18 protein-coding genes are annotated in these 20018 nt (G+C 42.7%); 7 read left to right on the forward strand and 11 right to left on the reverse strand.

The features are described 5' to 3' along the window. Positions 1–258 precede the first annotated feature (258 nt). Together speB and G8O23_RS03700 are read left to right on the forward strand one after the other, a co-directional pair. Entirely contained in the window at positions 259–1101 is an 843-nt protein-coding gene (speB, locus tag G8O23_RS03695) for an agmatinase (protein WP_166361889.1), read from the forward strand. Between the two features lie 133 nt (positions 1102–1234). Next, the gene (locus tag G8O23_RS03700; RefSeq protein ID WP_166361891.1) at positions 1235–2254 is read left to right on the forward strand and encodes a 1,9-bis(guanidino)-5-aza-nonane synthase; all 1020 of its coding nucleotides are present in this window, start codon (positions 1235–1237) and stop codon (positions 2252–2254) included. Between the two features lie 68 nt (positions 2255–2322). Here G8O23_RS03700 and G8O23_RS03705 read toward each other — a convergent pair whose 3' ends face one another. The 4 genes from G8O23_RS03705 to G8O23_RS03720 form a co-directional block, all read right to left on the reverse strand. Beyond that, entirely contained in the window at positions 2323–2718 is a 396-nt protein-coding gene (locus G8O23_RS03705) for an OsmC family protein (RefSeq protein WP_166361893.1), read from the reverse strand. A gap of 107 nt (positions 2719–2825) precedes the next feature. After that, positions 2826–2981, reverse strand: a complete 156-nt coding sequence (locus tag G8O23_RS03710) for a rubredoxin (protein ID WP_394351918.1) — start codon at positions 2979–2981, stop codon at positions 2826–2828. A gap of 11 nt (positions 2982–2992) precedes the next feature. Continuing rightward, positions 2993–3364: a DUF1987 domain-containing protein gene (locus tag G8O23_RS03715; RefSeq protein WP_166361897.1), complete on the reverse strand. Its 372-nt coding sequence runs from the start codon at positions 3362–3364 to the stop codon at positions 2993–2995. Between the two features lie 95 nt (positions 3365–3459). Then, positions 3460–4461, reverse strand: coding sequence for a metal-dependent hydrolase (locus G8O23_RS03720; protein WP_166361899.1), 1002 nt, complete (start codon positions 4459–4461; stop codon positions 3460–3462). A gap of 79 nt (positions 4462–4540) precedes the next feature. Between G8O23_RS03720 and rlmD the strand changes: the two genes are divergently transcribed. Continuing rightward, positions 4541–5947, forward strand: coding sequence for a 23S rRNA (uracil(1939)-C(5))-methyltransferase RlmD (rlmD, locus tag G8O23_RS03725; RefSeq protein WP_166361901.1), 1407 nt, complete (start codon positions 4541–4543; stop codon positions 5945–5947). 19 nt (positions 5948–5966) lie between these two features. On the opposite strand, the gene G8O23_RS03730 is transcribed toward rlmD, so the two are convergent. From G8O23_RS03730 to G8O23_RS03740, 3 genes are all read right to left on the reverse strand, one after another. Next, positions 5967–6275 carry an FtsB family cell division protein gene (locus tag G8O23_RS03730; RefSeq protein WP_166361903.1) on the reverse strand — a complete coding sequence of 103 codons (309 nt, stop codon included), beginning with the start codon at positions 6273–6275 and terminating at the stop codon, positions 5967–5969. A gap of 35 nt (positions 6276–6310) precedes the next feature. Then, the gene (gene thiS / locus G8O23_RS03735) at positions 6311–6520 is read right to left on the reverse strand and encodes a sulfur carrier protein ThiS (RefSeq protein ID WP_166361905.1); all 210 of its coding nucleotides are present in this window, start codon (positions 6518–6520) and stop codon (positions 6311–6313) included. 93 nt (positions 6521–6613) lie between these two features. Further along, a complete protein-coding gene (locus G8O23_RS03740; RefSeq protein ID WP_166361907.1) occupies positions 6614–9070 on the reverse strand; it encodes a TonB-dependent receptor in 2457 nt (818 codons plus the stop codon). Between the two features lie 260 nt (positions 9071–9330). On the opposite strand from G8O23_RS03740, the gene G8O23_RS03745 reads away from it, so the two are divergent. The 4 genes from G8O23_RS03745 (at position 9331) to yidC (ending at position 15680) form a co-directional block, all read left to right on the forward strand. Then, positions 9331–9741 (forward strand): Hsp20/alpha crystallin family protein, encoded by a 411-nt coding sequence (locus tag G8O23_RS03745; RefSeq protein ID WP_166361909.1) that lies wholly within the window; start codon positions 9331–9333, stop codon positions 9739–9741. A 216-nt stretch (positions 9742–9957) separates the two neighbouring features. After that, complete coding sequence (locus G8O23_RS03750; RefSeq protein WP_166361911.1) at positions 9958–12024, forward strand: DUF349 domain-containing protein; 2067 nt, start codon at positions 9958–9960, stop codon at positions 12022–12024. A 35-nt stretch (positions 12025–12059) separates the two neighbouring features. Continuing rightward, positions 12060–13679 (forward strand): CTP synthase, encoded by a 1620-nt coding sequence (locus tag G8O23_RS03755; RefSeq protein WP_166361913.1) that lies wholly within the window; start codon positions 12060–12062, stop codon positions 13677–13679. A gap of 135 nt (positions 13680–13814) precedes the next feature. Then, entirely contained in the window at positions 13815–15680 is a 1866-nt protein-coding gene (gene yidC, locus G8O23_RS03760; protein WP_166361915.1) for a membrane protein insertase YidC, read from the forward strand. A gap of 167 nt (positions 15681–15847) precedes the next feature. On the opposite strand, the gene G8O23_RS03765 is transcribed toward yidC, so the two are convergent. The 4 genes from G8O23_RS03765 to G8O23_RS03780 all read right to left on the reverse strand — a co-directional run bounded on the left by G8O23_RS03765 (position 15848) and on the right by G8O23_RS03780 (position 19895). Beyond that, positions 15848–16228: a DUF1987 domain-containing protein gene (locus G8O23_RS03765; RefSeq protein ID WP_166361917.1), complete on the reverse strand. Its 381-nt coding sequence runs from the start codon at positions 16226–16228 to the stop codon at positions 15848–15850. 21 nt (positions 16229–16249) lie between these two features. Beyond that, the gene (locus tag G8O23_RS03770) at positions 16250–16810 is read right to left on the reverse strand and encodes a SiaB family protein kinase (RefSeq protein ID WP_166361919.1); all 561 of its coding nucleotides are present in this window, start codon (positions 16808–16810) and stop codon (positions 16250–16252) included. Between the two features lie 332 nt (positions 16811–17142). Continuing rightward, positions 17143–18297 (reverse strand): THUMP domain-containing class I SAM-dependent RNA methyltransferase, encoded by a 1155-nt coding sequence (locus G8O23_RS03775; protein ID WP_166361921.1) that lies wholly within the window; start codon positions 18295–18297, stop codon positions 17143–17145. A 14-nt stretch (positions 18298–18311) separates the two neighbouring features. Then, on the reverse strand, positions 18312–19895 hold the full coding sequence (locus G8O23_RS03780; protein ID WP_166361923.1) for a DEAD/DEAH box helicase: 1584 nt from the start codon (positions 19893–19895) through the stop codon (positions 18312–18314). Positions 19896–20018 lie beyond the last annotated feature (123 nt).

The following is a 20018-nucleotide window of genomic DNA, read 5'->3' on the forward strand; positions in this document are numbered from 1 at the left end:
GGTATTATATTTTTACGATGATTATAATTAGTCTTTCTGATGTATGTAGACGCCTTCGTTAAGTGATATATATTCAGGTAGATAGGTGGGTTGATGTGCTGCTTAAGGTTTGTGGATACATTCTATTCATATCAAAGTAATTTGGTGCAGTCTTAATATTCAAAAAATCAATATCTTTGCACCCCTACAAAAGTATAGATGACTTTTTGTATATTGTGTTGAAATGTAAGGTTTTGTTTATAGGAAAAACATAAGATTATGATACATTTTGGAGATATTCCCCAAGAATTTTGCGATGAGCAGAAGTCAGAGATTGTAATACTACCCATTCCATACGATGGTACCAGTACATGGGTAAAAGGAGCCGACAAAGGCCCCGAAGCTTTGCTCGAGGCATCGGCTAATATGGAACTATACGATATTGAGACCGATACCGAGGTTTACCTAAAGGGTATTTACACCGCTCCTGCTATTACTCAGGATGCAAGCCCCGAGGCAATGGTTGAGGCTGCTGAGAGAGAGACGAAGAAATTTCTCGAGGCTGGCAAGTTTGTGGTTACCATAGGTGGTGAGCACTCCGTTTCCATTGGCCCAATTCAGGCTTACGCCCAAAAGTTCAAAAACCTAAGCGTGCTGCAAATTGATGCCCATACCGATTTGCGCGATAGCTACGAGGGATCAAAGAATAATCACGCCTGCGTAATGGCCCGTGCACAAGACTTATGCCCCATTGTACAGGTTGGCATACGTAGCATGGATGTTGGCGAAAAGGATCGCTTGGATCCAAAACGCGTGTTCTGGGCTCACAAAATAACTCAGTGCGAGCAGTGGATGGATCAGGCCATAGAAATGCTGACCGATGATGTTTATCTAACCATCGATTTGGATGGGTTCGATCCATCTATTCTGCCGTCAACAGGTACACCCGAACCCGGTGGGTTGCAGTGGTACCCTACGCTGAAGTTTATTCGTAAAGTGATTGAACGTAAAAATCTTGTGGGATTCGATATAGTTGAACTTTGCCCAGATCCCAACGAGAAATCGTCGGACTTTTTAGCCACTAAGTTGCTTTACAAAATACTTTCGTATAAATTTGCATAGATTAAGCTACACCTATGCAATCAACCTGCCCGCTCTACCCTGCCTACCGCAGGCAGGCTGTCGGTAGACAGGCCACTGGCGGGTCAATCAATCAGATATTTTAAATCACACTAACTAACTCAAAACTGTTGAAATGGAGAAAAAAGACCTGCTCAAGGATGTGGTGAAGCACATCGACATCAAATCGTTTGATTCTACCCCAATAATCAACTCAATGCGCGATATGTCGTTCACCTCGCGCGATACCGCTGTTGCTACCGATATTTTTGAGATGATGATAGCCGACAAGGAGTGCAGCAACTGGCTTATCCTGGCAGGAAGCACCAGTGCCGGTGGATGTATGCAGGTGTACGTTGATATGGTGAAGAACAATATGGTTGATGTAATTGTGGCCACTGGCGCATCGATTGTTGATATGGATTTCTTCGAAGCCCTAGGTTTCAAACATTACAAGGGAACTCCCTTTATCGACGACAATCACTTGCGTAACAACTATATCGACAGGATTTACGACACCTTTATTGATGAGGAAGAGTTGCAGGAATGCGATGCTACCATCAAAAAAATTGCCGATGGCATGAAGCCTGGCGTTTACAGTTCGCGTGAGTTCATAAAGGAAATGGGTAAGTACTTGGTAGAGCACTCGGTTAAAAAAGATAGCTTGGTACAGGTATGCTACGAGAAGAATGTACCCATTTTTGTTCCCGCCTTTAGCGATTGCAGCGCAGGCTTTGGGCTGGTTAAAAATCAGGTTGAGAACCCCGATGCGCACGTTTCCATCGATTCAGTTAAGGATTTTCGCGAGCTAACCGATATTAAAATTGCAGGTAAAACTACCGGGTTATTTATGGTAGGTGGTGGTGCGCCTAAAAACTTTGCTCAGGATACCGTGGTTTGTGCCGAGATTCTAGGACACGAGGTGCCAATGCATAAGTATGCTGTGCAGATTACCGTTGCCGACCCTCGCGATGGCGCTTGCTCAAGTTCAACCCTTAAAGAGGCTTCGTCATGGGGTAAGGTTGACACAACCTACGAGCAGATGGTTTACGCCGAGGCAACCAGCGTGGTGCCTATCATGATGAGCTACATTTACCACAGGGGCACATGGAAAAACCGCAAAAAATACGAGTGGGCTAAGCTTTTCGATAAGTAAAGAATATGGGCATACGCCCAATCTGTTTGTGAATTAAAAATGGGGTGATTTATGTTCACCCCATTTTTTTAGTTTACACTGGTGTAAACTTTTATATCGGGCGGATTTTGTAAATGCTTTTTTACTGCACACTGATCGGCCACCTTAACCAAAGTGTCGTAATACTTCTCAGGGAATGAATCTGGCACGTTAATTTTTAGCTCTATCGCTTCAATCATATGTGTTGATGGGTTAAAGCTATGCTTTTGGGTTAGCGATATGCCATCGGTTGAAATTCCACGCTGATCGCAAAACGATTTAACGTATATCCCGGCGCATGTGCCAATTGATGCTAAGAATAGCGAAAATGGGGCTGGCCCCTCATTGTTCCCTCCAGCCATCACGGGCTGATCGGTTAGAATTCTGTGCTCACCTACTTCGGCAATTACCTGCTTGTTGCCCGAAAATGTAATTTCTAGTTCCATGTTTAGTAATTCATTTTTAATTATGTTTCGTATCTACATATCTAAAAACATAGATAGTATATAAATGTTCAAACCCACTACTCAACGAATAGTGGGTCATGCAGAAATTACTCTAGTTCAATAAAATCATCCTTCGGAATGCCACACACTGGGCATCTCCATTCGGGTGGGAGGTCTTCAAAAGGAGTGCCAGGCTCAATGCCTTGTGTTTGGTCTCCCACGTTGGGGTCGTATATGTATCCGCAAATTTTACACTTATGCATAATCAAAAAAATTAAGTTATAACTATTAGATTAATGGGAACTTTGAAAAGTGCTTTAAAGTCCTGCCCCAAGTTCTTAATGGTGTCATCATCCTCCTCGTAGTACCATGAAATGCTTACATCGTTGCCCTTTGAGTAGCAATCCTCTATAAGCTTTATGATGTTGTATAGAAATCGATTGGAACCACTATTGATGTATTCGATGGAGATTGAAACCTTAGTGCTCAGTTCAGGTAGGGTAATGTATTCCTCAATCCATTTAACTACGGGCTGGTAAAACGATAGTGAATCTTCAGGAATTGACCGACCCGAAATTTTTATGTTTCCAGGAGTGAACTCAATCTCTGGGGTTTTGCTTGTCCCCTTGATAAATAAGCTGTTCATAAGCCCTTGGTTGATTATGTTATCAATGCTACGGTAAAGTTACGGAAAATGATTGGGTATGACAATATTTCGATTTTAAATTTATGATATCAACCCTACAAATCTTTCGTTAGTCTTTGCCAGTATTTTGCCGCTGTACCGATACTGAATTTTCGATTGGGTTTTGCTCTCGATACGGTTACCTCTTGGGATGTACCACCTATTTCGAAGCTAAATACGAACCAATCCTCATCGTTAAAGCCCATGCTCCCAAAACGGAGGTCATGCATCCAAAGAGAACTATCCGCCCTTTGCTCTACCATAAAAAAACCATCTGTAAAACGCTTCAGATCCTTAATCTTATCGTTCTGATCAAGATCGCCCAAAAGGTGCTCGTTTCTTTTTATATAGCTAAACTCCACTGTATGCTTGTCGAAATTGCTGATATAGCCGAAGTGGTATCCGGTTGAGTCCTCGGCAATGGCAAGCCATAGAAAGTTGGTTAAGGGTAACGGTGCAGTTTTTAAACGGGTATAGTCGATCTTCTGCACGTCAAGTTGTTCCATAATCTTCCTCTCAATACGTAGCTTGTTTGCAACCGAAAACCCAACAAAGAGGGATGTATAGATTAAAATTGCAAAGGCCAATTCCTGCCTAATGAGTGATGCGTGGGACTTGAAGAGTAAAAGAATTAGTAGCACTACAATTGGTAAGAGCAGTATGAAATCAATTATGCCCATTGAGTCGAAGGCTAAACGGGCATCGTTAAATGGGAGAAGTAGAGCCGTTCCGTAGGTGTTGAATATGTCGATGGTAGAGTGCATTAGTATGGCAATGAATGCCATGAACGACCATTGCTTTAGGAGGTTGTCTCGGTGAACTTTTGATGCTATATATCCCAGGATTGGTGCGGCAACGGCTGCAAACACAATGGCGTGGCTTGGGCCACGATGGAACAGCAGCGCATCAACTGGGTGGAGTAGGGGCGTTATAAAGGCATCAAAATCGGGTAATGAGCCTGCAATGGCTCCCCACACAAGTGCCTTGTTTCCTAATTTTTTCCCCAATACTACTTGACCCGTTGCAGCACCGAGAACTATATGGGTTAATGAGTCCATACAACTATTTTTGCTAACTTTGCCCCCCTGATTTAAACATCAGGAATTAAATTTCGTTCAATCTTCAAAAGTAGTAAAAGTGAGAAAACGTAGGCCAAACCCACACCTTGAAAATGTTCGTATTGTTGATTTGGCAGCCGAAGGCAAGGCCATAGCAAGGGTAGATGGTAAGATAATCTTTGTGCCCTTTGCCGTTCCCGGCGATTTGGTAGATATTCAGGTGTCGAAAAAGCGAAAAAGCTACATGGAGGGGTTTGTAACTACCTATCACGAGCTATCGCCCAGCAGGATTGAGCCATTCTGCTCACACTTTGGTGTGTGTGGCGGTTGTAAATGGCAAAGTTTACCTTACGCAATGCAGCTTGAGCTGAAGCAGAAACAGGTGGTAGATCAGCTTACCCGAATTGGAAAGCTGGAGCTACCTGAGGTATCCCCAATTCTTGGCTCGGCTAATACGCAGTATTATCGAAACAAGCTGGAGTTTACCTTTAGTCATAACAGGTGGCTAACGCGCGATGAGATAGCCAGTGGCGAGGACGTGGAGCAGCATCCAGTGCTTGGTTTTCACGTTCCGGGCAAGTTCGATAAGGTTTTTCAGGTCAACGAGTGTTTCTTGCAGCCAGAACCATCGAACTCCATAAGGCTTGCCGTTCATGCTTTTGCCATGAGCCAAGGGTATACTTACTACAACATCAAGGAGGGCAGAGGGTTGCTTCGCAATCTGATTGTTCGTACTGCATCAACTGGTGATGTAATGGTTATCCTTTCGGTTTTCGAGGATGATAAACCCAAGGTAAATGCACTGCTAGAGCATATTAAGAATCTTTTTCCTCAGATAAGTTCGCTTATGTACGTTGTTAATCCTAAGGTTAACGATACCATAAACGACTTAGATATTGTTTGCTATCACGGCAACGATTTTATTATGGAACAGATGGAGGGAGTTCAGTTCAAGGTAGGGCCCAAGAGCTTTTACCAAACCAATTCGCATCAGGCTTACGAATTGTACAAAATCACACGGGAATTCGCATCGCTTAAAGGTGATGAGTTGGTGTACGATTTGTATACTGGAACTGGAACCATTGCAAATTTTCTGGCTGGCAAGTGTGCCAAGGTTGTTGGGGTTGAGTATGTTCCAGAGGCTATAGAGGACGCCAAGGTGAACTCCAACATAAATGGCATTACCAATACCCATTTTGTGGCGGGCGATATGAAGGATGTGCTCACAGAGCCATTTTTTGCCGAGCATGGTTTCCCCGATGTTATTGTGCTCGACCCGCCTAGGGCTGGTGTTCACCCCGATGTGATTGAGAATATAAGAATGGTTAGCCCAAAACGAATTGTTTACGTTTCATGCAATCCTGCAACACAGGCACGCGATATTGCTTTGCTAGGCGATGGTTATAAAGCAGCAAGGGTGCAACCAGTAGATATGTTCCCCCATACGCATCACGTGGAGAATGTAGTTCTTTTAGAAAAGATGTAGGATTGAGATAGCCACAAGGCTAATCGGGCATGATGACAAAGATGTCTTCGTCGGGCTTTTTCATAAGGTACTGCTCGCGGGCAAACTTCTCAAGGTTTTCGTTGTTGGTTTGTAGCTCGTTAAGTCGGTTCTTGTCGTTGGAAATCTTTTCAAGGTAATACTCTTTTTCCTTCTCGTACCGCTTAATTTTCCGAAACTCGCTGTATACGTCAATTAGGTTGCTACTGTCGAAAAGTATCATCCAAAGCAGGAAAATGGCGATGGTAAGCACGTACTTATTACGTACCCACGGGAATACTTTTTGCCAAATCTCTGCTCCGTTTATCATTTGAGTATTTTTTGTTTACTATAATGAACAAGGCATCATCCGCCACCAAAAACATGGATTACCTGCACATCGTCCCCCTCAGTAACCGTTGCTTTGTCATACTGCTCCTTTTTCACCAAGCTGCCGTTAATCTTAACGATAAGCAGCTCGAAGGTGAAGTTTTTTAACGACAGTAGCTCGTTAACAGTAATGCTGTCCTTCTCGGTACTTATTTTCTCAGCGTTATGGTTTAGCGTAATCTTCATAGTATAAAAACTCATGGGGTTTTACACTGCAAAATTAATCAAAATACTACCCCTAGCAAATAGTTTAGCTGGGTTGGGGGCACTCTTTAGATGTTAAAACTTTGCCGAAATTTTTACGTTGATGCGTCTTGATGTAAGGTAGTTTGGCACTGCATACTGACCTGCCTCATTGCTCTGGTTCGAAACAGTTTGAACCCATAGGTACGAAATGGTATTGCTAAAGTTGAAAAGGTTAAAAACTTCGACACCTACCCACAAATCCTTTAACCACGATACATTGCCAAGCGAGTTGCCATTTGCACCCTTAAACGATTTGGTGAAACCCATATCAATTCGTTTATACGAAGGCATTCGGGTTAGCATGTCCCATCTTTCTGAACTTGGTATTCCCACAGGGTATCCGGTGCCAAAGAAACCGGTTAGGTGAACCCTGTACGAGGGATTACGAGGGATATAGTCCTGAAAGAATAACCCTATGCTAAAGCGTTGGTCGGTTGGGCGAGGGTAATATCCAGGGTGAATTGTATTTCCACTGGCGTCGGTATACGAATCCCCTTTCACATCCTCATAGGTTCTCATCACCGATAGGCTAGCCCACGATTCGGCTCCTGGCACAAACTCGCCATTCACCTTTAGGTCAATACCCTGTGCAAAACCATTGGCCATGTTTTCGCCCGAATACAATATCCTAACATTATCAATTTTGTATGGAATTATATTGTGTAGCTCTTTGTGGTATACCTCTAGCTGCAATCTGAATGGGCGATGCCAAGCTCTAAAAAGGTACTCGGTTCCAAGAACAGCATGTATCGATTTTTGCGATGCGATATTGTGGTTCAACTCCCCATTCGGAAGCCTATACTCTTTGTACAGTGGTGGTTGGTAGTAGTAACCGCCAGAGAGGTGAAATGATATATCGTTTTTCCATCCCGGATTCGCTATTACTGAGAACCTGGGGCTTAGGTTTAGCTCGTCGTTGAAATCCCAGTATGTGAAGCGAACACCTGCAGTTGCCGTTATGCTAAGTGAGCCTAAATAGATATTATTACTATTCTGAAGATATCCAGAGATTCTGTTGTTGTTTATGTTGTTGTTTGATTTTATATGCTTTTTAAGGCTGAGCAGCTGAGGATCTTGCGATATTACATATCCCGACGAATCGATTAATTCCCATTCGTTAATTCGATCTCTTATCTGTTCATGCTGTATGTTGACACCCCATTTCAGCGTGTTATTTTCGGTTGTGTACACCCCCAGGTGTTCAGCTCTGTGGAAATTTGCCCTAAGGTAGTTCCGTGCGTGATTAATAAATCCGCCAATGCCAACGTTAATAAGGCTATCTCCGTACGATGTTGAACCCAGGGTATTGTCGAGCTCATTTAAAAGGTACTGCCCAATAATATCGAATGTTTCCGATTCGTTAGCGGCATAGCTACTTCCAATAAATTTCAAAACGGTGTTCTCATTTGGCCGGTATTCGCCAGTAAGCGCCCCCTGAAATGTCTCGAACTTATTCAGTTCCTGCCCTTGGTAATACACCCTAAGCTGCAAAGCGTTGTTAAACGATCCAAAGCGCGTTTCCCTTACATCGGGGGCAAACTGGTAGTGATTGGTAGATATATTACCCAGCAGGCTAACCTTAAATTTTGGCGAAAACCTCCACGAGAGGTGGGTCTGGAAGTCGAAAAATGCAGGCTGATACTCGCCTCCTTCGTCCAAACTTTGCAGGAAGTATCGTGAAGTTTTGTACCTAACGCCCGTTATATGGCTAAATCTTTGGTTTTTCCCTATTCCTTGAATTAGAACATTCGCTCCTAGCAGGCTGGCTTCGGCTTTAGCAGCGTTCTCGTTGGGCGTTTTGTATTTAATGTTTAGTACCGATGAGGTTTTATCGCCAAACTCTGCGTTAAATCCACCGGCCGAGAATTCTACGCCATCCACCATATCGGAGTTTATAAAGCTTAGCCCCTCTTGCTGTCCCGATCGGATAAGGAAAGGTCGGTATACTTCTACATCATTAACATACACCAGGTTCTCGTCGAAGTTACCACCCCTAACCGAGTACTGCGAGCTCATTTCATGTGGCGATGATACGCCCGGTAACGATTTCAGTATCGCCTCAAAGCTGCCTGAGGCGCTTGGCAAGTACTCAATATCCTTATGGTTTATCCTTTCAATATTTCCAAATCGCCGATTCGAAATGGATATGGTCACCTCGTCTATCTCGCTAGTCGACTCCGTAAGCGTTACGTTTAACTCATAGGCTTTACCTATAGCAACTGATAATTTAACTTTTTGAGCAACATATCCAACCGACGAGAAGCTGAGGATGATTGAATCGGTACGAGTTACCTTAATTTGGAAATATCCACTTTCGGTGCTAACCGTCCCAGTTTGCTCTGTTTCATTGACAATGTTTGCAAAGGCAATGGGTCTCCCTTTGATATCGCGTATCATTCCCTCCACCACGCCGTAGCTTTGCGAATAGCCTAGTTCTGCCATGTTAACTAGCACTATTAGGAGTAACAGTATCTTTTCCGATTTAGTCAAAGGTGGAAGTTTAAAAAAATGTCATCAATTTTAATTAAAGAACGCAAAGCTAAAAGAAAATTGTACAATTCGTCATTTATGAATAATAAAAAAGTATCACAAAATGCCAATGTGGCATACGGCAAGGGCTTGGATGTGTCATAATGGCTCGTAAAATAGGCTTGGTATATTTTTTATACCTAGGGTAGAGAAATCAATTAAGTAATAACAACTAAATCTTTACAAATATGACACTATTAAGTATTTCTCGCCCTAGGGCTATGAGAACACCTTCTGCTCGCAATGAGTACAGCGAATTTTTAAATAATTTTGCGCGCACAGCAAATGGTTACAATCAAAGCATCAGCCGAGTACCTTCGGTAAACATTATTGAAGAGCCTAAAAATTTCCTGATTAGGATGGCTGTGCCAGGGTATAGCAAGAATGATTTCTCCATTAACATCGATAAGGATGTGCTAACCATATCGGCTAATATTGAGAATGGAAGGGAGGATGTCTCCTATCTTGTTAATGAATTTGCAAAAACCTCGTTTGAGCGTAGGTTTAACCTTGGTAAATCCATTGATACTTCAAAAATTGAAGCATCGTACAAAGAGGGAATCCTTGAGGTAACCCTAACCAAAAGGGAAGAGGCCATGGAGAAGCCCCCCAGATCAATCAGTGTGAGCTAATTAGCAACGGCATAAGCTTAATAAGTAAGCCTGGCTTAACAACTGGTTAAGCTAGGCTTATTGCATTGGGGGTAGCCTTGTAAATACTTTTAAAACGCTGATTTTTCCTAAAATAAGTTTGAGTATTACCACATATTGCGTATTTTCGTAAGCTGAAAAAACTAAATGTTTTTTACAATTTTTTGTTTGACTGAACTATAGTTAATACTCTAACCCATGGAAAGTAAAGACCAGAAGGATCCGATCAAAGATGATCAGTTCGGCGAAGCCGAAAATACGCAGGATACCCCCATTAACGAAGAGTCATCAACCCTTAAGGTTGACGATAAAATGAATGAGGAAGTTGAAAAGGATGCAAAAGCATCAGAATCAGAGGTAGAACCGCATGAAACTATCAAAGAAGAGCAAGAAGAAGTTGCCGTAGAAAGCCCAGAACCAAAAGCTGAGGCAACACCAGAGCCTACTGTAGAGAGTTCTAAATCCGAAGAGGATGATGAAGAGCATGAAGATGAAGACGAGGAGGAGGATAACGAGGATAACGAGGACGAACCTATTGAGCAAGTCGATTACTCTACCCTAACTCGCGAAGAGTTGGTGGACAAGTTGTCCCATCTGCTCGAGACCAAGCCAGTTCAACGAATTCGTAATGAGGTTGAAAGTATTAAGCTGAACTTCTACAAGAAACATAAGGCAGAGTACGAGAGGAAACGGAAAGAATGGGTCGATTCTGGCGGAGAAATTGAGGAGTTCGATACTCCTGAAGATCCAATGGAACCTCAAATAAAGGAATTGCTTAAGCAGTATCGCGATAAAAAATCGGCTTATAACCGTGAGCTTGAAAATCAGAAGCAGCATAACCTTGAGAAAAAGCAAGCCATAATTGAAGAGATAAAGGAACTGGTAAACCGTAATGAATCGGTTAACCAAACCTTTCAAGATTTTAAAGAGCTGCAGCAGCGCTGGCGCGAGTTAGGCCCTGTACCGCAGGCTAACCTTAACGATCTTTGGGAAACATACCACCATCACGTTCAAAACTTTTACGACTACGTGAAGATCAATAAGGAGCTAAAGGATTTGGATCTTAAGCGTAATCTTGAGGAGAAGATTGTACTTTGCGAAAAGGCCGAGGAACTACTGCTTGAGCCCTCAATTATATTAGCCTTTAAAAAGTTACAAAAGCTACATAATCAGTGGCGAGAGGTTGGGCCAGTTCCCAACGAGAATCGTACAGAGATTTGGGAACGCTTCAAGGAGGTTACCTCTCAAATTAATAAGCGTCATCAGGAACATTTCGAAGGGTTGCGCGAGGAGCAAAAGACAAATCTTGAGGCCAAAAAAGCTCTTTGCGAAAGCGCCGAGGAGCTTGCTGCTAAAGTTGTTAGTAGTGCTAAGGAGTGGAATAAGTACTCCAAAGAAATGATAGAACTCCAAAAGGTGTGGAAATCAATTGGTTTTGCGCCTAAAAAAGATAACAATAAGATTTACGATCGTTTCCGTGCTGCTTGCGATACCTTCTTCAGCAATAAGCGAGAGTTTTACCAGGATGCTAGGGAGGATCAACAGAATAACCTACAGCTGAAGACCGATCTTTGTATACAAGCTGAGGCGCTTAAGGATAGCAACGAGTGGAAGAAAGCCACCGAGGAGCTGATTAATCTGCAGAAACGCTGGAAGGAAATAGGCCCAGTGCCTCGCAAGCATAGCGATGAGGTTTGGAAGCGTTTTCGCGCAGCCTGCGATCATTTCTTCGAGCGTAAATCGAAGCATTTTGCAACGGTTGATAGCAAGTACGAGGTGAACCTTAAGGCCAAAGAGGAGCTTGTTGAGCAGATTGAGACCTTTAAGGTGACCGAAAATGTGGAGGAAAGCCTTAAGGCGCTTAAGGAATTTCAGCGTCGATGGGCCGAGATTGGCTTTGTGCCGCTTAAAAAGAAGGATGAACTCCAGAAGAAGTATCGAGAGGCTATCAACAAGCATTTTGAGGATCTAAAGATTGATAACTCCAAGAAGAACATCCTGAAGTTTAAAACCAAAATCGATAGCATCCAGGGTAATCCAAAGCTGGAAAACAAGATGCGCTTTGAGCGCGATAAGCTATTCAACCAGCTAAAACAGCTCGAGAATGATATCGTGCTTTGGGAAAATAACATTGGTTTCTTTGCCAAGTCGAAAAATGCCGACCAGCTCATTAAGGAGGTAGAGCGAAAAATTGAGAAAGCACGCTCCGATCTTAAGGTGATTGAAGAGAAAATCCGTATGATCGACAGTATGGATCAAGCGTAGTATTCAAATTATAAATTTTACATTTTTAAATAACTATGCCGCAGAAAACAAAGTATATATTTGTCACTGGCGGGGTAACTTCGTCGTTGGGCAAAGGGATCATATCCTCATCGCTTGCAAAGCTCCTGCAAAGCCGTGGATATTCAGTTACAATTCAAAAACTGGATCCATACATCAATGTCGATCCGGGTACCCTAAATCCTTACGAGCATGGTGAGTGTTTTGTAACCGAAGATGGAGCAGAGACCGATTTGGATCTTGGTCACTACGAGCGATTCCTTAACGTTCATACAACTCAAGCCAACAATGTTACCACCGGTCGTATCTACCAGTCGGTTATTAACAAGGAGCGAAGAGGTGAATATCTTGGTAAAACCGTTCAAGTAATTCCTCATATCACCGATGAGATTAAGCGTCGCATTAAGCTCGTGGGCACCAAGCAAAAACTTGATGTAGTGATAACCGAGATAGGAGGTACCGTAGGCGATATTGAGTCGTTGCCCTACATCGAGGCCGTTAGGCAGCTAAAGTACGAGCTTGGCCCTACCAACTCGGCTTTCATTCACCTAACCCTTGTACCATACCTTGCGGCTTCGGGTGAGCTGAAAACAAAGCCTACTCAACATTCTGTAAAGATTCTGCTTGAGAATGGTATTCAGCCCGATGTGCTTGTCCTTCGTACAGAGCATCCCCTTACCGAGGATATAAGGCGAAAAGTTGCCCTTTTCTGCAACGTGAACCTTAACGCAGTGATTGAATCAATAGATGTTTCAACCATCTATGAGGTTCCCCTACTTATGCTTAAGGAAAAGTTGGACATTACCATACTCCAAAAGCTCGATCTTCCTGTTGGACCAACCCCTGAGCTTAAGGCCTGGAAGCAGTTTATAGCAAAGCTGAAAGATTCCAAATCGACAGTTAAGGTTGGGTTAGTAGGCAAGTATATCGAACTGCCCGATGCCTATAAGTCTATCATGGAGGCCTTAATTCACGCCGGGGCCAGCAACCAATGCAAGGTAGATATTACTCCAATTCATTCCGAGGAGATTGACTTGGGCAATGTAGCTCAAAAGTTGGAAGGTATGAATGGTATTTTGGTGGCACCTGGGTTTGGCCATCGGGGTATTGAAGGAAAGATTCTGGCAGTACAGCATGCCCGCGAGAATAAAATTCCATTCTTTGGTATATGCCTTGGTATGCAATGCTCGGTAATTGAATTCTCTCGCAATGTACTAGGATTTGCTGACGCCAACTCTACTGAGATGACCCGGAATACAGCACATCCGGTAATTGATTTGATGGAGGATCAAAAGGGAATTAGCGATAAGGGAGGAACAATGCGTTTGGGAGCCTATCCCTGCTCATTAGCCGAAGGTTCGAATGCATTTGCTGCCTACAAAGTGTCAGAGATACAGGAGAGACATCGACATAGATATGAATTGAACAACGCATTTTTAGATGCATTGCAAGCTAAAGGGATGAAGGCCACAGGAATAAACCCCGATACAGGACTAGTGGAAATTATCGAAATTCCTGAGCATCCGTGGTTTGTCGGGGTGCAGTTTCATCCAGAGTATAAGAGCACCGTTGTGAACCCTCATCCTCTGTTTGTCAATTTTATTAAAGCGGTTAAGAACGGAGTCTCAAGCAAGTAGCTTTTGCCCTTGGTAAAGAGGTAGTATTAAAGCTATATTTTGCTAAAAGATGAGGTTAAACGTAAATTTTATCATTTATGGTTAACTTTGTACCCTTTCAAAACATTGTCATTAATTACTATATAACATCTAGAAATGGATAGAAATACAATAGCCGGATTAGTTATTATTTTCCTTATTTTAATAGGATTTAGCTACTTTAACAAGCCCTCGCAGGAGCAGATTGAGGCTGCCAAACGAAGAAGCGACTCTCTTGCGTTGGTTAAGGCGGAGCAGGAGCGAGACATTAGGGAGCGACAAGCCCTTGCATTGCAAGCAGAACAAGAGAGGGCTATGGCTCAGGAAGATGAAAGTCAGTCGTTGCAGTCAGCTGGTTTTGCCAACGTTGTAAGCGCACATGATAAGTTTATTACTCTTGAGAATGAGTTGATTAGGTTAAAAATATCAACTCGTGGAGGTGCAGTATACTCAGCAGAGGTGAAGGATTACAAAAAGTATAACCAGGAGCCACTATTGCTTTTTGCTGATGATAAGAACATCTTTGGCCTACAATTTTGGGGAAACAACAACAATGTGGAAACCCACAAGTTGCACTTTACCCCCAATACCCCCGATACGCTAATTGTTGCCAGCGGAACCTCATCGCAAACCCTTACCATGCGTTTAGCCGCTGGTGAGGCATCGTTTATTGATTATGTATACACCATTCACCCAAATTCGCATATTATCGATTTTGATATTCGCTTTACCAATATGGGGGGCATTTTCCCAAGCAATATTAATGCTGTTGATATGGTGTGGGATATGTATAGCCCACAGCTTGAGAAGAATCCCGTTAAGGAGAGCGAGTACACAACCATTGCCTACCGCTTTGCCGCTGGCGATTTTGATGAGCTAAGCCCCAGAAACGATGAGGTTTCCGAGGATGTGCCCAACAGGCTTAAGTGGATTGGCTACAAGCAGCAATTCTTCTCCACATTCTTAATATCCGAAGATAACTTCCTTAATGCTAGGCTAAGTAGCACCAAGCTGGTTGATGGTGAAAACATTAAGCGCTTGGCTTCGCGTATAGCCATCCCAATTGATAATCCCAACCAGGATGAGCATAGTATGAAGATGTACTTTGGGCCCAACCACTTCAATACGCTTAAATCGTATGAGTATGGTTTTGAGGATGTGGTACCCCTTGGCAGCTGGATTATCAAGTGGATAAACCGATACGTCATAATCTTCATTTTCGACCTATTAGATAATAAGATTGCTAGCTACGGTTTGATAATTCTACTTCTTACTCTTATTATTAAAATTGTACTATTCCCACTAACCTACAAATCGTACCTAAGTCAGGCCAAGATGAGGGTACTTAAACCCAAGGTTGATGCCATAGGCGCAAAGTATCCTAAGAAAGAGGATGCCATGAAGAAGCAGCAGGCTACTATGGATTTGTACAAAAAAGTAGGAGTTAGCCCAATGGGAGGGTGTTTACCCATGCTTATTCAGTTCCCGTTCCTAATTGCTATGTTTAGGTTCTTCCCTGCATCGTTTGAGCTTCGTCAGCAGAGCTTCCTATGGGCAGAAGATCTATCGACCTACGATTCAGTATTAAGCTTGCCATTCGAAATCCCTTTCTATGGCGATCATATAAGCTTATTTACACTGCTAATGGCAGCCACATTGTTCTTAAGTTCAAAGATGAACTCCGGACAAATGGCCGACACCAATGCGCAGATGCCCGGCATGAAGTTTATGATGCTATATATGATGCCTGTTATGCTTCTGTTTATGTTCAATAAATTCCCAGCAGGGTTGAGCTATTACTACTTCCTGTCAAACGTAATTACATTGGGACAAACCCTACTAATTCGTAGCACGGTTGACGATGAAGCTATTCTCCGTAAGCTTAACGAGAACGCAAAGAAGCCTCAAAAGAAGTCGAAGTTTCAGGCTAGGCTTGAGGAGATGGCCAAGCAACAGCAGGTTCAGAAGAAAGGAAAGAAATAAAATCCAATTGTATTCCATAATACGGTGGGCATTCATTACGAATAGCCCATCGTTTTTTTTTGTAATTTAGATGTATCAGCCGGCTGAGTTCTGGTGGTATTGTGGTTATAAAAAAAGACTAAATAGCTAGCCATTTAGTCTTAAGCAATATTAATTTAACAGTTGAACTAGTCAACTATTTGAATCATTTTAAAAGGTACTTTAATTATCGACTCGTAGTCCTCGCCAGCTTCCAACATATCCTCATCGTCCTCCTCGTAGTACCAGTTAATTACCACCTCATTTTGATCCTTCTTAAGAACCTCTAGCTTCTTGAATACATCAAGAATACATTTTGATGAGCTGGTGTTAAAGTACTCTAGCTGTACATTAACAACTGTTTTAGCCTGTGGAGCCTTGGCATATTCCTCAAGCCAATCAACAATTGGCTTATAGAACTCAATAGAGTTCTCGGGAATTGATCTACCTTTTATTGCAACAACCCCAGTCTCGGGATTCATGGTTACAGTTGGTGTTTTGGGAGTCCCTTCAATATTTATCAATTCCATAGTTGTATATTTTTCAGGGTGTTATTTCAAAAAGTTAATATATACAGTTAGATTAAAGAAGTAGTACTGATCGTTGTATCGGAAGAAGTTGTATTCCAGCTTGTTTCCAGTTTTTCGGGCTATATCAATTAGCCCAAGGCCTCCGCCACCCTTCTCCGAGAACTTCTGATTGTTGAGAACAAATTTATAAAAATCTTTTAACTCTTCACTCGAAAGCGAATTAATCTTGTCAATTTTTTCTTTTATATCATCAATTCGGTTTTTCTGCACGAAATTCCCTGTTGATATCCTGAATGTTTCGGGTAATTTGCTGATGATGAAGACGCCAAAGTTTGATTCTGGGTGTTCCTGGGAGGTCAACTCCTTGGGCATATCCACGTGATGATACAGGTTCTGAAGACCCTCAACCAATACATTGTAAAGCTTCTTCTTAATGCTGTTATGTATTTCGGTATCCTCAAGCTTTGCTTCAACAAGGCCTAGCGTATCTGCAATTACATCGGCATTAATAGACCCCCGATAGGAAACAACCACCTCTCCCTGGTTCATTTGTTCAAAGCATTCGTCAAGAAATTTGCTCATCGAGGTGCGATGTTAAAATTATTGGTTAAAACGATCTTAAAACAAATATATAAATAATTTGCATGAAATGTTAAAAATAATTTATGGTTTGCAAATTAATTTGTTGCAAACATAAGCAATTGAAATGTTTATAAGTGTGTAATTCCTAGAGTATATGTTCTTTTTTTTGATAAAATTTACTATTCGTGCTGAACTGCCCTGAGCCTTGTGATAAATATCACAAGACCATGCGCCTGTTTGCTTGTTTCATCGAGTTGATGTTTGCAGGTGATGGTAAAAATAAAAAACCCCCTTTGTAGAAGAGGGGGTTAGTGTTTTGTTTTACAAAATAGTTACTCCTTGTATTTAGCCTTTTTGCTGCCAGGGTAAATTTCAAACTTCTGATATTTGCATTCAAGTGGGCCGTTAAATAACGTGTAGGTTTTTGATGGATGCAATCCAAAGTTTTTAATTGCCTCCAAATTGCCACTAATCATCCATACGTTATAGTCTAGGTACCGCTGCTTAAAACAATCGCCTACCTGCTTGTAAAAGGTGGTAATCTGCTCTTTTCGTAGCCGTTCACCGTAAGGCGGATTGGTAATTGCAAACCCTGGTCCTTCGGGTGGGAAAAAGTCGAAAATCGATCGTTTCTCTATGTCGATAAACTTATTCATCCCAGCATTCTTAAAATTGCTTATGGCAATTTCTACAGCTCGCTTCGATAGGTCTCCGCCAATAATGGTAGGATTTACATCGCGCTCATAGCTTTCGTCGTTAAAAACCCTCTCAAAGGTATCCTTCTCAAAATCGAGCCAGTTTTCGAATCCAAAATGCTTGCGAAATACTCCGGGAGCAATACCCCTGGCAATTAACGCTGCCTCAATTAAAATTGTACCCGAACCGCACATGGGGTCAATAAATGGAGTTGTGCCATCCCAGCCCGACAGCTTGATAAGGCCAGCCGCTAGCACCTCGTTTATTGGGGCAACGTCTTGATGTAGCCTGTACCCCCTTTTATGAAGCGATTCGCCTGATGAGTCGAGTAAAATGGTGCAATCCTGATCGGATATGTGGATATGGAGTTGGATATGTGGTTTCTTAGGGTCGACAAACGGACGACGCCCAAACCTATCCCTGAAATGATCGGCAACAGCATCCTTAAGCTTCAGGGCAACGTAGTGCGAGTGTGTAAATATCTCCGAGTTAACGGTAGCATCAACAGCAAATTTGTGCGATAGCTCCATTACGCTGGTCCAGTCAAATTTCTTGGCAATACCGTAAAGCTCCTCCTCGTTTCGTGCCTTAAACTCATAAATTGGCATCAAAATTCGAGTAGCTGTTCGCGTTTGAAAGTTGGCCCGGTAAAGCGTTTCGGTATTACCAGTAAAGCTAACCATTCGGTTCTGAGCCTTCACATCTGTTGCACCTATTGCTTTCAGCTCATCAGCTAAAATCTCTTCAAGCCCCTGAAGGGTTTTTGCAATAAATTCTTTCTTTTCCTCCATATCAGTTTAAAAAATTATGATCTTGATTTTGCTTTGGTAACAAGGGGTTTGCCTCCCTGAGTTTTGCTCGAGAAAGCTTTAAGTATAGCGTCGGCATCGGCAAAAGGAACCGATACAAACGAAAACTCATCGTATACTCCAATATCATCAATTTTATTGTCGGATACCCTTACCTTATCCCGAATGAAAGATGATATCTTTCTCGGATTCATTCCATCCTTTTTACCAAGGGCAATGAATAGCCTGGTGGTTCCCTTGTTATCAACCTTAAAGCTGCGTACCTCGGCGTAGCTACTCTCCTCAAGCTGATTTTTAAAAGCCATGCGAAGCAACGATGCTAGGGCAACCTCAGGGCTGTTAACTTCTAAAAGTCCTTCGGCCATTCCTAGGTAATCCATATAACCTTCGCTTTCCACAATGCTTTGAAGCTCTTCCTTAATCCTCAGTTTCTTCATTTCTATAATGTCTTGAGCGTTGGGAAGCACCTCTTTGCGAATGTTCGATTTGATGGTTTTTTGAAAGAAGAGAAATTTGCGGTACTCATCGGGGGTGATGAAGGTAATGGCTGTTCCCTCTTTACCTGCTCTACCTGTACGTCCAATTCGGTGGATGTAGGAGTCGGGGTCTTGTGGTAGGCTGTAGTTAATTACATGCGACAGGTCGGAGATGTCGATACCTCGGGCTGCCACGTCGGTGGCCACAAGGATATTGATGAATTTGTTTCTGAATTTTTTAAGCGTCTTTTCGCGCTGCGCTTGCGATATATCGCCGTGCAAACCCTCGCTTGAATAGCCTCTCTCCAGTAGCCTTGATGATAGCTCATCAACATCAACTCTCGTTCTACAGAACACTAAACCATAAAACTCAGGCTCAATATCGATAATACGGGTTAAAGCGTCAAATTTATCAGCTTTGCGAACTTCAAAATAAATTTGATCGGCTAGGTCGGTGGTCCGGGTTTGGCTGCCAACGGTGAGCTTCTTTGGCGATTTCATAAACTTACTGGCCAGCTTCACAATTCTATCGGGCATGGTGGCCGAGAATAGCAGCATTCTTTTCTGCTCGGGGGTGTGGCTCAGAATGGCCTCAATATCCTCAATAAAGCCCATATTTAGCATCTCATCGGCCTCGTCGAGCACACCCCACTCCAAATCATCAAGAATAAGATCGTTTCGTTTGAGCAAGTCGAGAATTCGGCCGGGGGTTCCTACCACTACATCGGCACCACGACGAAGTCGTCGCTGTTGTTCCGAGATGGATTGCCCTCCGTATAGAGTGATTACATTGATATCGCGTTTTCCTCTGAACGAGATGATTTCATCTGTAACCTGTAGGGCAAGCTCACGGGTAGGCACAAGAATAAGCGCTTTTACATTCTGGTTGGCGTTAGTGCTAAGCTTCTCGATAATGGGTAACCCAAATGCTGCGGTTTTACCTGTTCCGGTTTGGGCCTGGGCAATAATATCGCACTGTTCGTGGATAAGTACAGGGATTGAAAGTTTTTGGATAGGGGTGGGTGTTTCGAACCCTTTTGCAGCTATGGTTCTTAGGGTTTCCTCGGATAGTCCAAGCTGCGTAAAATCTGTTTTTGTCTCCATTTAATGTAGTTGAGTTGTTGCGAACATTTTCTGACCCCCATGTGTATCCATTACATAACAACATTGCATAGCAATATCCCTTGGCAGGCTTAACGCAAAGCACCTTTGATGGCTTGAGATCCG

Origin of the sequence: Perlabentimonas gracilis, from assembly GCF_011174675.1 — a bacterium.
GTDB lineage: Bacteria > Bacteroidota > Bacteroidia > Bacteroidales > Tenuifilaceae > Perlabentimonas > Perlabentimonas gracilis.

Excerpts from the sequence above, each read along its gene's own strand:
- G8O23_RS03700 (WP_166361891.1), top strand. The coding sequence starts at position 1,235 with ATGGAGAAAAAAGACCTGCTCAAGGATGTGGTGAAGCACATCGACATC.
- speB (WP_166361889.1), top strand. The coding sequence starts at position 259 with ATGATACATTTTGGAGATATTCCCCAAGAATTTTGCGATGAGCAGAAG.
- G8O23_RS03745 (WP_166361909.1), top strand. The coding sequence starts at position 9,331 with ATGAGAACACCTTCTGCTCGCAATGAGTACAGCGAATTTTTAAATAAT.
- G8O23_RS03710 (WP_394351918.1), bottom strand. The coding sequence starts at position 2,981 with ATGCATAAGTGTAAAATTTGCGGATACATATACGACCCCAACGTGGGA.
- G8O23_RS03705 (WP_166361893.1), bottom strand. The coding sequence starts at position 2,718 with ATGGAACTAGAAATTACATTTTCGGGCAACAAGCAGGTAATTGCCGAA.
- G8O23_RS03750 (WP_166361911.1), top strand. The coding sequence starts at position 9,958 with ATGGAAAGTAAAGACCAGAAGGATCCGATCAAAGATGATCAGTTCGGC.
- thiS (WP_166361905.1), bottom strand. The coding sequence starts at position 6,520 with ATGAAGATTACGCTAAACCATAACGCTGAGAAAATAAGTACCGAGAAG.
- G8O23_RS03720 (WP_166361899.1), bottom strand. The coding sequence starts at position 4,461 with ATGGACTCATTAACCCATATAGTTCTCGGTGCTGCAACGGGTCAAGTA.
- G8O23_RS03780 (WP_166361923.1), bottom strand. The coding sequence starts at position 19,895 with ATGGAGACAAAAACAGATTTTACGCAGCTTGGACTATCCGAGGAAACC.
- G8O23_RS03770 (WP_166361919.1), bottom strand. The coding sequence starts at position 16,810 with ATGAGCAAATTTCTTGACGAATGCTTTGAACAAATGAACCAGGGAGAG.
- yidC (WP_166361915.1), top strand. The coding sequence starts at position 13,815 with ATGGATAGAAATACAATAGCCGGATTAGTTATTATTTTCCTTATTTTA.
- G8O23_RS03765 (WP_166361917.1), bottom strand. The coding sequence starts at position 16,228 with ATGGAATTGATAAATATTGAAGGGACTCCCAAAACACCAACTGTAACC.
- G8O23_RS03775 (WP_166361921.1), bottom strand. The coding sequence starts at position 18,297 with ATGGAGGAAAAGAAAGAATTTATTGCAAAAACCCTTCAGGGGCTTGAA.
- G8O23_RS03730 (WP_166361903.1), bottom strand. The coding sequence starts at position 6,275 with ATGATAAACGGAGCAGAGATTTGGCAAAAAGTATTCCCGTGGGTACGT.
- G8O23_RS03715 (WP_166361897.1), bottom strand. The coding sequence starts at position 3,364 with ATGAACAGCTTATTTATCAAGGGGACAAGCAAAACCCCAGAGATTGAG.
- G8O23_RS03755 (WP_166361913.1), top strand. The coding sequence starts at position 12,060 with ATGCCGCAGAAAACAAAGTATATATTTGTCACTGGCGGGGTAACTTCG.